The 15,173-nt window shown below is 58.8% G+C and carries 18 protein-coding genes; 13 read left to right on the forward strand and 5 right to left on the reverse strand.

The annotated features are described in order from the left end of the window. Positions 1-11 precede the first annotated feature (11 nt). From fliR to ACZ5SR_RS10590, 5 genes are read left to right on the forward strand one after another with little or no spacing between them, the layout of a single operon-like run. On the forward strand, positions 12-788 hold the full coding sequence (gene fliR, locus ACZ5SR_RS10570; protein ID WP_464448640.1) for a flagellar biosynthetic protein FliR: 777 nt from the start codon (positions 12-14) through the stop codon (positions 786-788). After that, the gene (gene flhB / locus ACZ5SR_RS10575) at positions 781-1,944 is read left to right on the forward strand and encodes a flagellar biosynthesis protein FlhB (RefSeq protein ID WP_464448641.1); all 1,164 of its coding nucleotides are present in this window, start codon (positions 781-783) and stop codon (positions 1,942-1,944) included. Before fliR ends, flhB begins: the two co-directional genes overlap by 8 nt. Further along, on the forward strand, positions 1,941-3,281 hold the full coding sequence (locus ACZ5SR_RS10580) for a hypothetical protein (protein WP_464448642.1): 1,341 nt from the start codon (positions 1,941-1,943) through the stop codon (positions 3,279-3,281). The genes flhB and ACZ5SR_RS10580 overlap by 4 nt, the downstream gene beginning before the upstream one ends. Positions 3,282-3,298: 17 nt before the next feature. Beyond that, a complete protein-coding gene (locus tag ACZ5SR_RS10585; protein WP_464448643.1) occupies positions 3,299-3,751 on the forward strand; it encodes a hypothetical protein in 453 nt (150 codons plus the stop codon). Then, entirely contained in the window at positions 3,748-4,749 is a 1,002-nt protein-coding gene (locus ACZ5SR_RS10590; RefSeq protein ID WP_464448644.1) for a hypothetical protein, read from the forward strand. Before ACZ5SR_RS10585 ends, ACZ5SR_RS10590 begins: the two co-directional genes overlap by 4 nt. A gap of 34 nt (positions 4,750-4,783) precedes the next feature. Here ACZ5SR_RS10590 and ACZ5SR_RS10595 read toward each other — a convergent pair whose 3' ends face one another. Together ACZ5SR_RS10595 and ACZ5SR_RS10600 are read right to left on the reverse strand one after the other, a co-directional pair. Next, a complete protein-coding gene (locus tag ACZ5SR_RS10595) occupies positions 4,784-5,173 on the reverse strand; it encodes a surface-adhesin E family protein (protein WP_464448645.1) in 390 nt (129 codons plus the stop codon). A 29-nt stretch (positions 5,174-5,202) separates the two neighbouring features. Next, the gene (locus tag ACZ5SR_RS10600; protein ID WP_464448646.1) at positions 5,203-6,123 is read right to left on the reverse strand and encodes a lipid II:glycine glycyltransferase FemX; all 921 of its coding nucleotides are present in this window, start codon (positions 6,121-6,123) and stop codon (positions 5,203-5,205) included. A 290-nt stretch (positions 6,124-6,413) separates the two neighbouring features. On the opposite strand from ACZ5SR_RS10600, the gene motA reads away from it, so the two are divergent. The 3 genes from motA (at position 6,414) to ACZ5SR_RS10615 (ending at position 8,841) form a co-directional block, all read left to right on the forward strand. Further along, positions 6,414-7,277, forward strand: coding sequence for a flagellar motor stator protein MotA (motA, locus tag ACZ5SR_RS10605; RefSeq protein WP_464448647.1), 864 nt, complete (start codon positions 6,414-6,416; stop codon positions 7,275-7,277). Then, positions 7,277-8,260 (forward strand): flagellar motor protein MotB, encoded by a 984-nt coding sequence (locus tag ACZ5SR_RS10610; protein WP_464448648.1) that lies wholly within the window; start codon positions 7,277-7,279, stop codon positions 8,258-8,260. The genes motA and ACZ5SR_RS10610 overlap by 1 nt, the downstream gene beginning before the upstream one ends. Before the next feature lie 83 nt (positions 8,261-8,343). After that, the gene (locus ACZ5SR_RS10615) at positions 8,344-8,841 is read left to right on the forward strand and encodes a hypothetical protein (RefSeq protein WP_464448649.1); all 498 of its coding nucleotides are present in this window, start codon (positions 8,344-8,346) and stop codon (positions 8,839-8,841) included. Between the two features lie 53 nt (positions 8,842-8,894). Here the strand turns inward: ACZ5SR_RS10615 and ACZ5SR_RS10620 are convergent, their stop codons facing one another. After that, positions 8,895-10,136, reverse strand: a complete 1,242-nt coding sequence (locus ACZ5SR_RS10620; RefSeq protein WP_464448650.1) for a sigma-54 interaction domain-containing protein — start codon at positions 10,134-10,136, stop codon at positions 8,895-8,897. Positions 10,137-10,468: 332 nt separating this feature from the next. On the opposite strand from ACZ5SR_RS10620, the gene ACZ5SR_RS10625 reads away from it, so the two are divergent. The 5 genes from ACZ5SR_RS10625 to ACZ5SR_RS10645 are packed head-to-tail and all read left to right on the forward strand — an operon-like array spanning position 10,469 to position 14,255. Then, complete coding sequence (locus ACZ5SR_RS10625; protein WP_464448651.1) at positions 10,469-10,957, forward strand: LPP20 family lipoprotein; 489 nt, start codon at positions 10,469-10,471, stop codon at positions 10,955-10,957. A gap of 34 nt (positions 10,958-10,991) precedes the next feature. Next, on the forward strand, positions 10,992-12,236 hold the full coding sequence (locus ACZ5SR_RS10630; protein WP_464448652.1) for a hypothetical protein: 1,245 nt from the start codon (positions 10,992-10,994) through the stop codon (positions 12,234-12,236). Between the two features lie 37 nt (positions 12,237-12,273). After that, positions 12,274-12,837, forward strand: a complete 564-nt coding sequence (locus tag ACZ5SR_RS10635; protein WP_464448653.1) for a hypothetical protein — start codon at positions 12,274-12,276, stop codon at positions 12,835-12,837. 21 nt (positions 12,838-12,858) lie between these two features. Then, a complete protein-coding gene (fliK, locus tag ACZ5SR_RS10640; RefSeq protein WP_464448654.1) occupies positions 12,859-13,977 on the forward strand; it encodes a flagellar hook-length control protein FliK in 1,119 nt (372 codons plus the stop codon). Beyond that, complete coding sequence (locus ACZ5SR_RS10645; protein ID WP_464448655.1) at positions 13,974-14,255, forward strand: EscU/YscU/HrcU family type III secretion system export apparatus switch protein; 282 nt, start codon at positions 13,974-13,976, stop codon at positions 14,253-14,255. Before fliK ends, ACZ5SR_RS10645 begins: the two co-directional genes overlap by 4 nt. An 86-nt stretch (positions 14,256-14,341) precedes the next feature. On the opposite strand, the gene ACZ5SR_RS10650 is transcribed toward ACZ5SR_RS10645, so the two are convergent. Both ACZ5SR_RS10650 and flgM read right to left on the reverse strand, forming a co-directional pair. Next, on the reverse strand, positions 14,342-14,773 hold the full coding sequence (locus ACZ5SR_RS10650) for a flagellar protein FlgN (RefSeq protein WP_464448656.1): 432 nt from the start codon (positions 14,771-14,773) through the stop codon (positions 14,342-14,344). Positions 14,774-14,780: 7 nt separating this feature from the next. Next, positions 14,781-15,083, reverse strand: a complete 303-nt coding sequence (gene flgM, locus ACZ5SR_RS10655; protein ID WP_464448657.1) for a flagellar biosynthesis anti-sigma factor FlgM — start codon at positions 15,081-15,083, stop codon at positions 14,781-14,783. Positions 15,084-15,173: the final 90 nt, after the last annotated feature.

Consider the following 15,173-nt stretch of genomic DNA (forward strand, 5'->3'; position numbering starts at 1 on the left):
GCAGACCCGCCATGAATTTTCTTGCCGCTGACATCGTCGAAAGGTTCTACACCTTTCTGTGGCCGATGCTGCGCATCTCGGCCTTGATGATCACGGCCCCGATTTTTTCGGTCAACGCCTTCAACCTGCGTTTGCGCGTCCTGATGGCCCTGGTTCTGGCTTGGTTGGTCTACCCTTTGCACACCTGGCCGGTGCTCGATCCGTCCACCGCTCCCGGCCTCCTGGAAGTCTTCAACCAAATCATGATCGGCTCGGTCATGGGCCTCATCTTGCAAGTGGTGGTGGCCGCCATGGTCGTGGGCGGCCAAAGCATTGCGGCGGCCATGGGCCTGTCCATGGCCAACATGCTGGACCCTAATATGGGCAGCGTCCCGGTCATCTCGCAGCTGATGATCATCATGTCGACCCTGATCTTCGTCGGCTTCGGCGGCCACGCCATCATGCTGGGCCTGATCTCCGAGTCCTTCCACTCCCTGCCCATTGGTACCTCTATCCTCAACCAGAACGTCTATGGGCGTGTTCTGCAGTGGAGTTCCATGGTGTTTCTTGGGGCTGTCCTGATGGCCTTGCCCGTGATGGTCTCGCTCCTGTTCATCAACATCGGGCTGGGCGTGGTCACCCGGGCTGCGCCCAGTCTGAACATTTTTGCCGTCGGCTTTCCCGCCATGATCATTGCGGGCTTTCTGATCCTGATCATCTCGATGGAAAGCATCGGGGCCCGCATCGAGTGGTTGTGGGTTCAGGGCTTTGCTGTGGTGCGCGAAGTGCTGGGGGTGTCCAATGTCTGAAGCCACGGGACAGGATAAAACCGAAGAACCCACAGCCAGGAAACTGAGCAAGGCGCGGGAAGACGGCCAAGTGGCCCGCTCCAGCGAGTTGCCCGCTGCGGTCATCGTGATCGGCGCGCTCATGATGCTGTTGATGACCGGTGGCTGGCTGGTCAGTCGCATGGCCACGGTTTTTGCCAATGGCTTTGTGTTTGACCGCGCCACCATCAACAAACCCCTTTTGCTGCCCGCGCACTTCGGCGATCAGATGCTCGCCTCCTTCATCACCGTGATGCCCATCATGGTCTTCACGGTTGTTGCGGCCATCGTGGCCTCGGGCGTCACGGGCGGTTATTTGTTTTCACTACAAGCGGTCGCGCCCAAGGGCTCCAAGCTCAGCCTGATCAGCGGACTCAAACGCATTTTTGGCACCCATGCAGCCGTCGAATTGGGCAAAGCAGTCCTCAAGTTTGCCCTCGTCTCGGCGGTGCTCTGGTGGTCGCTCATGTCCAACATGGACGACCTGATCCGCATGGGCCAAATGGGACTGGAGCCGGCCCTGTCGGCTGCTGGCCTCATGATCATGCAATCGGCCCTGTGGGTCGCTTTGAGCCTGGCGGTCATCGCCCTGATCGATGTCCCGTATCAGAAATATTCGTTCAACAAGCGCATGCGCATGACCAAACAAGAGGTCAAGGACGAATACAAACAAATGGAAGGCAGCCCCGAGGTCAAGGCCCAGATCCGCAGGCGTCAGCGCGAGATGGCCAATTCCCGGATGATGCAGCGCATCAAAGATGCCGATGTGGTGATCACCAACCCCGAGCACTTTGCGGTGGCGCTGGAATACGACCCCACTGGTGATGGTGCGCCCATCATGGTGGCCAAAGGATCCGACCACATGGCCGCCCTGATTCGCGAAGAAGCCAAGGCCCATGGCGTGCACCTGTTTGAAGCGGCACCCCTGGCCCGCGCCATTTACTTCACGACCGAAGTCGAACAACAAGTGCCCGAAGACCTGTATCACGCCGTGGCCCAGGTCATTGCCTACGTCTTCAGTCTGGAAGCGGCATCGCCCATGAACCCACCGCAAGACAAACCCCGGGTCAAAGTCCCGCCGAGCATGCTGTTCAATCCGGACGGCAGCCGACTTGAGAAAGCGGGAGCCCGCGCATGAACATCCAGATCCACCCCGAAAACGCTGCCCTGAACCACTACGTCTTTCGCGCGGCCGACCGCATGCGGATCGACGGTTGCGCCAACGCCGTGGCCCATGAAGGCCTGAGCCTGGCACTCTACTGCCCATTCGAAGCCTTGCTCGACCACTATGTGAACCTGCTGCTGGCCCGTCTGAGCCAACAAGCCCCGGACCACCGGATCGAGGTCTACTTTCCGGCCAATACCGACTCCTTACTTGGCCGCTTCAACGAGGTCCTGGCCAGCCAGTCACTCAACCAAGCAGTCAAGGCCACATCCACCGTCAACCAAGCGCAAATCTGGTTGGTGCACGATGCCCACACCCTGCCGGAGAGCGAAATCCAACTGCTCGCTCGCCTGATCCAAAATTTCCCAGGGGCCAACATCCGGGCCATTTTGTTGATGTCCGGCAACCCCAACGCACAAAAATCACCGCTGTCAGCGTTTGGCCGAAAAATTCTGCGCTGGGACATCGAAGCTCCTACAGAAGACCAAGCCCAAGCCGCACTGGACTTGGCTCGCCACGAGGGTCAATTCAATGCCGTACAGCAATTGGTCCAGCGCATCCAGCGCCAGCAGCGCCCGCCAGAACTGGACATGCCCTTTCAGGCCTCTGCCATGAGCGTCGGTTTGGTCAGCGCCGATGTGCCAAAGGACAGAGCGCCCTCACTCAAGTACAAGATCAAAGCTTTTCAGCAAATCGGCGCCTCGGCCCTCCGCGCCTTACCGCAAACAGTCATGCGCCTGAGGGATATCCCCCACTGGCTGCGCCACAACAGCAAGCTGGCGTTGGGCATCGCCTTCGCGCTGATCATGTCCGTCTTGATAATGCTGTGGATTCAACCCGAAGCCTTTGGCATCAAATCGGCCAAACCTGTCACAGCAGCCCCGCTCACCAGCCCACAATTGGCAGCAGCTTTGCCTGCAGCTGACCCTGCGGCCACGCCCCAAGATGCGCCACGGCCCAAAGCCCCCATGGCCGTCACACCGCCCGAACCCGTCACCGAAGCCCCTGAAGGCACCCTGTCTGGACAGGCTTGGCTCAAACAGCTCGACGCCAGCAGCTTTCTGCTCCAGCACGGCACGGCAAGCAGCTATGAAAAAATCCTGGACATCCAGCGCAAACACCCAGCCCTGAAGGACTCACAGATCATCGCAGCCTACCGCCCCGGTGAAAAGCTGGCCCATTTCGTGATCGTCTCAGGCCCCTTCAGTGAATTGAACCAAGGCTACGAGGCTTCCAAGCGTTCCGGCATTCCCAGAAGCTGGGTGCGCCCCACGCGTGGCTTGCAAGAGCTGCTCAAAAGCCCAACCTAAGCCAAGGAAGCAAACCTATGAAAAAAAATACCGTCCTGCGTAACGAATCTCCGCACGCAGTCAAGATGCAGGCAGGCTCCAATGTGGCAGAGCGCAAGACCCGCAAGACAGCGACCGCCAAAGAACCTGAGGACAAAGCCAAAGTAGATGCCCCAGCGATCAGACCACCGCTGCCCAAGGTTGTCATCGCTCCGGCCAAATCAACTCCAAGCCCCCCGCCCAAGCCTCGTGCAAAAGCTCGGCTGAAAACGTCAGTGCTTAAGGTCACCCCTGAAGCCCCCCCGGCACCCCGTCCGGCACAAACACCTCCAGCTGCCCCTCCTCCCCCTGTGCTGGAAGAAACAGCATTATGGGAACAAGACAATCCGGTGAAAAAACGATTGGCACAACTGCGAGCACGCAACGCACTTTTGGGTGAGCAAATCCAAAGACTGAAGCCCCCATTTCAAGCCCGAGGCAAAAAACCATGAGCGAAAACACTTTCACACCCGCCGCCGAACCGCAAGACGTAGCTTCATCTGAGTCTATGGAAGCCTCAGCGGCTGCGGTCAGCACCTCACCATTGACCACCAGCGAACACCCCAGCGCCAAGGTTGAGCCCGGGCCTGCCTCGGCCCCTGCAAAGGTCGCAGCACCCACCCTGCCTACCCCACCCCAGCATGCGGGCGTGACGGTGGACCAACGCGCCTATCAGCAATACCAGTCACTGGCGCAGGTGGTCCTCGATTCGGCGGATCTGGCCACCCAATCGGCCGAGGCAGCCGCCAGCGTCAGCAGCCAGCTGCGCCAAACGACGGCCGACTTCAAGGAACTCACCGAAGACGGACACAAAAAAGCCCGCATCCTGCTGGCCATCACGGGCGGGGTCTTGGTCATCAGTCTGATTTTCTTCCTGATCATGGGCGTGCGGCTGGTCAGCCGCATCAACCAGCTGGACGCCATGCTGACCGCTGTCGGTAAACGCGTGGTCGAACTCAATACGGGCATGGAGTCGCTCGAAGGGGTCAACCAGAGCGTGAAGGAGCTGGCCTCTCAGCAATTGGCCTTGACCAAGTCACAAGGCCAGATCGAAGGCCGCATTGACGCCTCGCTCAAGCAATCCGAAAGCCTGGTCCAAAAAGTACCCAGCGAAACCGCCAAGCAAGTCGCCGCCACCGGCGACTCGGTGATGCGTCAGGTCCAGGGGATCAATGCCAAGCTGCAGACACAAGCCAATGCGGTGCAATCTTTGGGCAACGAAGTCAAGTCGCTCAAATCGGCGGTGGGCAATGTCGATGGCCTCAAGCGCGATGTCGAAGCCTTGGTGACGCTGCAAAAAGAGCGTTATCTGGAAACCTTACAAAAGAACAATGCCACCGCCTCACGCGAGCGGGCTGTGCAGTTCCCGCGTTATGCGGCGCCCAAACCGGGGGAAAGCAGTCCCAACGCCACACCCGGCAACGCGGCCACACCGGCTGCAAAGCCCTAAAGCGCCCCTTGAAAATGGCGCTTAGGCATGGACTTCACTCAATGCACACGGCAATGTAGGTGAGCACAAAAACCCCATTGGGCGGAATTTTTCGCCAGTAGCCCATCTCATTGACGGTGGCCACTTTCTCGCCCGTCATTTTGGGGCCTGCAAAACTGGTCATCTGCCCCATGCGGTGCATTTTGTAGGTGCAGTCGTACTCGTTGAGGTAGCGCCTGGAGCGCACCCCATCGGTGTCAGGGGCCTTGAGGTCCTGCATTTCCCAAACCCGGCGAATGTTGTCGTCTCGCTCAATGGAGTTACGGTTCACATAAAGCGTCACATCCGCGGTTTCACCGATGCGGGTCCAGGCCCAAGACGATACCGGGGCCAAACATCCCCACACAGCCACACAGCACAAGCCACAACGAAAAAATGCACGCATTGAAAACCCTGGCAAAGTCATGTTTGTTCTCAAAAATAAGTTCCCGCAAGGGTCACGACATGACCGCCAGTGCCCAACTTGAACCGCGAGATGCCGGGCAAATCGTGGGTGTTCACGCCGCCCAGATCGAGCACCTCCATGCCTTGGCCCTGCAAATACGCAATGGCTTGCCACAACAAGAAGTTGTGGGCATTGAGCTGCCGGCCCTCGTCGCTGGCCCATCCCATATGGTAACTGGCCACACGGCCATGAATCAAAAACAACATGCCCGCTACAGAGCTCTTACCCAGCTCGGCATAGGCCACCACAAAGGCCTGACGAGGCTCCGCCGAAGCAGCGATATAGGCCTGCACAAAATCGGTGGGCAGGCCATGGAATTTTTTAGCCTCCCGCTGCGCCTGCTCTTGACCCAGCAGCCATTCGCAGCGCTTAAGACTCGGCTGTACATGAACCCGGAGCTTCTCATTGGCGAGCACCTTGTTCAAACGGTTGCGCCATTTGCCCTCCAGCTCGGCCTTCAAAGTCGCCAGGGGCAGTGTCAAATCCAGCAGCACAGTGGCGTAACCGGTCATCACGCGCGACATACCCTGCGTTTCAACCGGGTCCAACAATTCGGCGGTGCGGTCAGGCGAGAACAAGCTCACCCTCAGACGCGGCAAAGGCATCGACTGCCGCAAACGTTTGTAGATCTCGGCGCGTTGAGCGGGAAGCACATCGGGCAGAAAAACGGGGCCCCGCGTGCAAGAGGCCAAAGAGATGTAACCCAGCACGCGCTTGCTCATGAACTGGGCAATGGCCAGCAGTCGGCCCTCTTCCCAGACCATGGCACGCCGTATGGTCACCCCCAAAGCCGTCAAGGCCTCACCGTAGGCCCAAGCTTGCTGCAAAGCCCCCTGATGCGACGAATGAAATTCTTCCCATTCGGCATGGGGCAAAAGGTCCCATCTCACGTCCATATCGTCATAATAGGCAAATTTTTCAAATTCACTCAAGATACCCCATTTGTGTCCGATGAATACAGGTGTCTATGGAAAAAATGAGCGTGTCATCGCCCAAAGACCACACCATCCTGGGCCATAACATCCCGAAAGCCCGTCTCACGTTATCGGGTTGGGCCTGGGGGGCACTGTATTTGGGTTTACCCATCATCTTGCTGGGCAATCTGATGGATTTCTTTTTTCAATGGACAGTGGGTTGGTGCATCGGCGTTTGGTGCATTGTCTAGCTTTAAAGGGCCAGCATGTTTTTCTTTATCGGTTTAGCGGTTGTGTTTGGTGCGGTGTTTGGCGGCTACGTCATTGCCGGCGGCAAAATGGCGCCCATCATCAAGGCTGCGCCTTTCGAATTCCTGATCATCGGTGGCTCTGCCATTGGTGCCTCATTGGTTGCCAACAGTTTCCCGGTCTTCAAAGCGGCGTTTGCCGGCATTGGCAAATGCATCAAAGGACCCAGTTTTCACCAAGCCGACTACCTGGCTTTGATGTTGCTGGTGGGCAAGCTGCAAGCCGTGATGAAAAAAGAAGGCGTTGTGGCCCTTGAATCGCACGTTGAAAACCCGGACTCCAGCCCGATTTTTGGTGAATTCCCAAAACTGGCCAAAGACCATTCCATCGTTCAGATGATTTGTGACCCGCTGCGCCTGATGGTCATCTCGCAGGGCAACTTGGATGCCGATGCCTTGGACGATCTGATGAAAAAAGCCATCAAGGTGCACCATCACGAAGCCTTGCTGGCCCCTGGTGCCCTGGCTGGCATTGCTGGCGGTTTGCCCGCACTGGGTATCGTGGCCTGCGTGCTGGGTGTGGTGAAAACCATGGGCTCGATTGACCAGCCCCCGCCCGTGCTGGGTGCGCTGATCGGCTCGGCCCTGGTGGGCACGCTGATGGGCGTGTTTTTGGCCTACGGCATGTTCGAGCCCTTCTCAGGACGACTGACCCAAATCATCAACGAAGACGCTCAAGCCTTCGACGTCATCCGCGAGATGATTGTGGGCAACCTCAAAGGCTACCCACAACCTCTGGTCATCGAGTCGGCACGTGCCTGTATTGCCCATCACAACCAACCGAGTTTCTCGGAAGTCTTTGACGGCATGCGAGGATCCTGATGGCTGAATCCGACAAAGCCGCAGCGGGAACACCCGAAGAAATCGCAGCAGCCGAAGCCGCTGCGGCAGAGGCCTTGCGGCCCATCATCATCGTCAAAAAAATCATTGCTGACGACGGTCATGCGGGTGCGCACGGCGGTGCCTGGAAGATCGCTCTGGCCGACATGATGACAGCCATGATGGCCTTCTTCTTGTTGATGTGGCTCTTGGGTGCCAGCAACGAAGACAAGCGAAAAAGCGTGGCCGACTACTTCCGGCCTGCGTCCCACAGCCAGATCGCGTTTGGCGAGTTGGCGGGCTCCAATGGTTTGTTCGGGGGCAAGTCCATCATTGACACCGATGGCTTTCCATTTACGGCCAAACAATCGGCCATGCTCGAGCGTTTGACGCCTCAAGCCCAAGGCGGCCCGGCTGAGAGTTTTGGCTCGTCCAAAGAAGAAAACAACAAAGACGGTCCCTCCGAGCAGGACCCCGGCAAGGAAAGCGGAACCGGCACGCCTAGCCAGAAGCAGGACAAGGAAAACTTTGACAAGCTTGAAAAAGACATCAAACAAAAACTGTCCGAAAGCAAGCAGTTTGAAAAGATCAAAGACCAGGTCAGCATCACCCGTGACAAGGAAGGCCTGCGCATCGAGGTGATCGACAAGGCTGACTTCGCCATGTATGGCTCGGGTGGCGCAGAAATGGGCGCCAAGGCTGCAGCCCTGATGGCCGAAGTGACCAAATCGCTCAAACCGCTGCCCAACAAACTGGCCATTCGCGGTCACACCGACAGCACGGGCTTCCCACCCGAGAGCATGCGAAACAACTGGTCCTTGTCGACCGAGCGGGCCGATGCCACGCGCCAGTTCATGCAATCGCAGGGCATCAGTGCCAACCGATTCACGCGCATTGAGGGGGTGGCAGACACCAACCCGAACGTGCCCGGCAACCCGGCTGACCCGCGAAACCGACGTGTCAGCATCACCGTGCTCAACCAGTGACCGTGTTTGAACAGACGCTGCACCTCTTCACCTATGATGAATGGTCACCATAGCCCGTATTACCCCCTTCAAGAGGTTCATCCATGTTGAAAAATACTGCCATCGGCATCGCCATCGGCCTTTTGGTGATGGGCGGCATTTGGGGGCTTGTGCACCTCATGGGAGACACGCAAACGCCGCCAGAAATGGCCAGCACGAGCATGCCGGGTGGCAACAAAGGCGTGATCGATCTGATTTGTGAACTGGAGCTGGACCTGGACGGTCAACTGGCCCTTGGAATCAAGGAAAACGAACCCTCCAGAATCACCATGGCCCAGGTCGATTTCGAGAAAAACTCCGGCTGGTACCAAGGCAAGATTGCCATCTCCGAGAGCCGTGCGGGCACGCTCAGCTTGATGGGCACAAAGCTGAAAATATACAGACCCGCCATGTTCCAGCGCTTTGGCGTCATGATCACAGGCGAAGAATTTGTGGTGGACCGCAAAACTGGCAGTTTTGTGCAGTCCTTGAGCCTTCAAGACGGCCGCACCGTCAAGCTGATCAAGGGCACTTGCGCCAAAGTCATCAAACCGCCCTTCTGAACGGAGAGCACTGTTCGCTCAGGTCCAATACCTAGGACCCATGCCAAGCCACCTCAAGCGACGCCGCGCAACTCGTATTTGTTGATCTTCTCGATCAAAGTGGTTCTTTGCAGCTGCAGCAATTTGGCAGTTTGGGAGACATTGCCTTGGGTGCGAGCCAACGCCTGCTCGATCAAGCTGCGCTCGACCTCGACCAAATGCTGCTTGAGTGACATGCCCTCGGGTGGCAGCGTCTGAATGCCTTGCGCCAGCAAGATGGCTTGCTCCACTTCGTTGATTTCATCGTTCGATGCCGACAGCGGCGCAGGACTGAGGACCTTGACCGGCATATTGAACGAGCTGACAGGGCCCGACAACAGGTGGGACATCGGATCGTCTTCGTCATCGAATGGGGAACTGGCCTGCACCTGCGCCGCGGCGGACACCACCTGAGAAACACCAGCCGAAGCGCTGAGCGAAGGCGCGAAGGCTGCCGCAGCGCTCAGGCCGTTCTGGGCCAGCCATTCGGCCTGCAAAGCCGCCAAACCCAGAGGCATCATGCACGCGGGCACAGTCTGAACTTGCAACAACTGGGCCGGATATAAGGTGGAAAAACGGTCTACCAGATTAGACAACTCACGCACATTGCCAGGCCAAGCGTAGGCCTGCAACAGCTGCATCATTTCGGGCGAAAAGCGTACTGCTTTGGCCTGGGGCAGAGCATGCTTAACAGCATAAAAATTCAGCAAAGCGACCACATCGGCGGGGCGCTCGCGCAGAGGCGTGGTGACAACCGGCAAAACATTGATGCGGTAGTACAAATCTTCCCTGAAACGCCCGGCTTCCACCTCAGCCTCCAGCTTTTTGTGAGTGGCAGCCACCACACGCACATCGATGGGCACCTCTTTGGACGCGCCAACAGGCAGGATGCAGCGCTCTTGCAAGACGCGCAGCAACTTGACCTGCATGTCCATGGGCAGGTCACCGATTTCGTCCAGGAACAGCGTGCCGCCATGCGCCAACTCAAAGCGCCCCAGGCGGTCCGAAAATGCCCCAGTGAAACTGCCTTTGCGGTGCCCGAAAAGCTCGCTTTCGATCAATTCGCGGGGAATCGCACCGCAGTTGATCGGCACAAAAGGCCCGGCTGCACGTGGCCCTTGCATGTGCAGGGCCTGCGCCACCAACTCCTTGCCGGTGCCACTCTCCCCCGTGATGAGCGCCGTAGACGACGAGGCCGACAAGGTCGTGATCAACTCACGCAGAAACAGCGTGGCCTGACTTTCGCCAATGATGAGGGGTTTGCCGTGGGGTTTCATCCGCAAAGGACCGGGTGCTTGTCGTATCGATTGGGTCGTCCGGACTCCTCAGCCAACTGAAAAGACGGAAAACCAAAAACGATTTAAATGTTAATAATGAGTTTATATATCACTAATGAGACTTTAAGCAAGTAAAAATGATAGCTTTATGAAGTAAACATTAAATATTAACTTTATTGTCTGCTTTTTGACACGCCAAGCACGCAAGTTGTCTGTTGGGTCAGGTCGGTGGCGCGCTCAAGATTTGCTGTGTGCTGCCGATACTTCATTCAAGATAAATCAGTCGGGCCAACCAATTCGGGACGCGCCAGGCTTGCCTCTGGAGTTTTAAGATGACCTTTAACCGACCCTTGGCCTTGTCGCTGCTCACCATGGTGGCTTTGACCGGCTGTGAAACGGTACCCCTTCACGCCCAGACCTCGGGGGCTGCTGCTCCTGCCGCAGCGTCCATGATCACGCCCATGGTCGAAAAACGCGAAACTCTGGTGGCCACTGGCTATGCCGTGATCAGTGTGCAAAATCACAAAAACTCTGCCCAGCAGCGCCTGTTGGCCATTCGGGCGTCCAAACTCGACGCCTACCGCTCACTCACCGAGCAGGTCTACGGCCAGCAACTCGATGCCACCACCACCGTGGCCGACATGACCGTCATGAGCGACACCTTCCGTGCCAAGGTCGAAGGCGTGATTTACGGTGCGGTGCTGGTCAGCATCGCCCCCGTGGGTGAAGACACCTATGAAACCACCCTGTCGCTCGACCAGCACGTGGTCAGGGACCTGCGCAGCTTGTATCTGAGCCACTTGACCGCACGCCGCCGCTGAAACCGTGCTCACCTCGCTTGCCCCCTCAAAGCCCATGCGCTCGCCCACCCACCCCATCTGCCGCTCTGCTGTCAGACTACCCCGCCTGGCCCAAGCTCTGGCCGTGGGGCTTTTGTGCGCGGCAGCTGTTGGGGTCCAAGCGCAAAGCGCCGCGGCCAACCCGTCCGAACCGCGCCAGCTGGAAAAGCCACAGACTCCCATGGCCAGTCGAGCAGCACGCTCGCCCACGGCCAAACAACACGAAGCCCAGCTCGAGGCGATTCGCCAGGCGATTTTGCAAGCCACCATCGAGCGCCCCACGCGCGTGCTCAGCAGCGCCTGGATAGACGACAAAGGCGCACTCCACGAAAGCGCCCACTTCCAATCCGAAGCCCAGGTGCGCGGTGTGCGTGTGCTGTCCTATCTGCAAGACGAGCAAGATGCGGCACCCCAAGTGAGCGCAGAGGTACTGCCCTGGGGCTGGCGTGAAGCACGGACCCAGGCCTCCGAATGCAAAGCCCCGCCACGCCCTTGGCGCTTGCCCTTGATGGTCCAAACCCGAGTGGAGCAGGGCTTCGCAGGCCGACAACAATTTGCCAGCCAATCCTTGATCCAAATCGCCAGCCAATCGTGGACGCAGCAGATGCAGGCCTCACAGCGCTGGCGTGCACAGCACAAGGCAACACCACCCGAGAACGCTTACATGCGGGCACTGACCGGCCCCAGTGAAAGCCCGACCGGCTGGACTGCCGAGCTGGTGCTCAAGCCTTACGCGGTTGCGGATGGCATGAGCATCCGCCATCCCTGGCACGACCTGAACCAGAACGAAAACGACTGGCGCTGGACCTTGAGCTTCACATTGGGTGAGCGCCACGTCAGTCAGGGGGTCATCGAGCCTCGTTGGCAAATCGAACAGGTCATCACGATCGATCCTCAGGCCGCCAGCCAAAACCCGAGTGCTTGGGTCCACCGCCTCAAAGAACAAGTCCAGCTGCACATGCAAGCCTGGGTGAAACAACTGGACAAACGATCGGAGTGCGAACCCGTTCAATTCCATGTACGCCGCAGCGGCCCAGAAGGTCTGCAACTGCAAGCCGGCTTCGAAAGTGGCTTGCGCGCAGGTGACCGAGTCCTGCTCGTGAACCCCAGCCACATTCCCAGCCAAATGTTGGAGCCTGGCGCTACCCAGCACTTGGCATTGGCTCAAGTGGTCAAGGTGGGCCCCGAGCGCACCGAGCTGCAGCAGCTGGCCGGTCCGGCTTTGGCCGTACAAGGGCACTGGATGGCTCTGCCCCTTTAAACTGGGTCTGTTTGACCTGAACCGTTGACATGCCGCGATGCGCCTCCACACCATGCAAACACCTGCCATGACCGACCAGTCCAAGCTTCCTGCCCATCGGACTTTCCTTGCACTTCAGCTGGCAAGCTGGCTGCTGTTCAGCGCTGTTGCCGTCTTCAGCGCCCCCATGGCCCAAGCCGCAGAAACATCGGCAGCTGCCGCCTCCGCGCTCAAGGTTTTGAGCACACCGCTGAACGATCCAAACATTTCAACTGCGGGCGTGACCCCCGCAGATGGCAAACACCCAGCTGCCAGCATCACGGTACAAAAAGGCGAAAGCATCGACGCCGCCATCCGCCGTGGCCTGCCTGGCCTGATCCTCAACGAAGAGTTCATGCGCCAAGCCTTGGCCAGGGCCAATCCTCGGATCTTCCCGAAGGGTCGAACCTACCCCGTGCGGCCGGGTACCGTGTTGATGCTGCCCTCGCATGAGGCCCTGCGCCAGCAAATCCTGTTGCAGTACCCACAAACGGCAGCTCTTTTTCAAGTAGCCAACGAGCAAGCCGAGTCAACGCCATCCCATGCGGGCCCCGACAAGCGCCGCTGGGTCCGTTTTCCTTGACCCCCTGACAGCGGGTTACGCATGATCACTGGGGCTGAAACCGCCCACCTCACCCCCAAAACGCCCACCATTTACCTGGAGGGCAAGCTGCCACTGGTCATCGAAAAAACCGCAGCCGAACTGGGTTTGCGCGATGGCCAGGTGGTGCAAGGCACCATCGAATCGAAAATCAACGCCCTGCGCCTGATTTTGCAAGGCCCTCAACCCGGTCAAACTGGTGCCCACATTGACCTGCCCAAAGACCTGCCAGCTGGCCTGCGCCTGGCCGCAGGAGATACTGCCTTGTTCCGCGTTCAGGTCCTGGCCAACGGCAGCCTGCTGCTGCGCCCCCTGCAAGCTGCACCCGCCACGGCGATACCCGCCCCCCCTGCCCCGGCCGCCTTGCCAGGAAGAACCGAACAACTGGGCTTCAGACCCCCAGACATGCAAGCCTTGACGCAGTTGCTGCGCCCGGGTGTGCTCGAAAGCATGCTACGAGGCCTTAGCGCATCGGCACCCGAGCTGGGCGCTTTGCAGCAATGGCTCAAACAGCGTCCCGGCATGGCCCAACTCACCCCCGAAAAACTGCAGCAAGCCATGCAGCGCAGCGGCTTCATGACAGAAAACATGCTCACCCAAGGCATGGGCGGGGGGCTGGTCGATCTCAAAAGCGTGTTGCGTCAGCTGCTGCGCAGCGGCACCGCCACCGACAAGGACGGCCTGATCGGCGACAGCCTGGACGACATCGAGTCGCGGCAACTGCTGGCCAGTGAGAGCCTGAACGGCCGCGAATGGGTGTTCTCGATGATGCTGCCTTTCGCAGATGCCGAACCCGTTGCGCTTCGCTTGGTGCGCGGCAGGCGTCAGCCCGGTCAGGACAAACCGCCTTTGGTCATCCACCTGCACACCCGCAACCGCGATCTGGGCGAAGTCTGGTTACAAACCCGCATCAGCGAGCAAACCGAGGTGGACATGGTCATGTGGGCTGCACGCGAAGACGTGGCGCAAAGGGCCCAGGCATTGGCCCCCAATCTGGCGCAAGAACTCGACAGCGCAGGGCTGAACATGACCCGACTGCAGATCATCCATGGCCAGGGACCGCAAGCGCCCATGACCTATGCCCCCCCTGACACGGGCAGCTTGGTGGACGTGCAAACATGAAAACCCAGCTCAAGGAAGCCATCGCCCTCGAATACGGGCGGCGCAAAACACCCGTCATCAGTGCCAAAGGTCAAGACGATCTGGCCCAAAAAATCATCGAAGAGGCCTTGAAACACGGGGTTTATGTGGCGCAAGACCCGCAGCTGCTGGCTTTGCTCAGCCGCGTGGACCTGGACGCCGAAATTCCGCCCGAGATGTACACGGCGGTGGCTGTCATTTTGTCGTGGGTGTATTGGCTCAAGGGCATGCGCCCCGGCGATGAGAAAAAGAGCCCATGAGGCATATGGCGCAAAACACCGCAATGGGGACAGCTGGGGCTGGGGCTGGGGCTGCGGCTTAAGCCCCGCTCGCTCAGACTGGGCCTTCAGGCCAGTTGATAACCCCAGGCACCCGGGCGACGGGCGATTTGACCCATGCGGTCGTACAAATCCACAGCAGGTGCTGCCGATTCGCCCTGCAAGGCCTGCAAAGTGCCTTTGACGGCCTGCAGCTGTCGCTGCAACAGCTGAATGTTGCGCAGATGGTCTTGTTTGCTCTGCCGCAAACTCTCTTGAACCTGTTGCCACAGGGCAGGCACGGGGTCTTGAGTTGAGGCCCATTCGGCCAGCGCAGCCAAGCGCTGCAACAACAGGGTTTTGTCGTCTTGAACCGCCTCAAAAGCCCCCAGATCGCGGATTTTCAGGGCTTCAAACTCCAGACCCAGAATCTCCGCCAGACGAGCCGCATCCTGCGGCGCAGCCAACAAAGCCGCCTGCGTGGCGGCATGCGGGTCATCGGGTCGGGTCATCTCGGTCATGGGGCCATCAGCCTTTGATCATTTTTTCAATCGCGAGGAAGTTCTCGGCGATACGTCGGGAATCCAGCGGGTACTGCCCCTGCTGAATGGCGGTCTTGATGGCGTCCACCTTGGCGCGGTCAAATTCGGGCTCTTGCATGGCTTGTTGGGCGACTTGACTCAATCGCAATTCGTCCGTGGCGGGGGCAGCCGATCGCCCGACTTCCTCAGAAGCTGGCGAAAAAGCGCGCGGCTCACCCTTGGCAACCGTCTGGCGGCTGGCAGAATCTATTTGGGCCTTGCGGCCGAAATGAGAGATGGGATCGGTCATGGTGTTTCTCTTTTCTGGTCTCTGGTCATGGAGCTGAGACCCTGCTCGAATACTGAATCGGCATGAGATTCTAGAACTTGAGCCGGAAAA

The organism is Limnohabitans sp. TEGF002 (genome assembly GCF_055395845.1).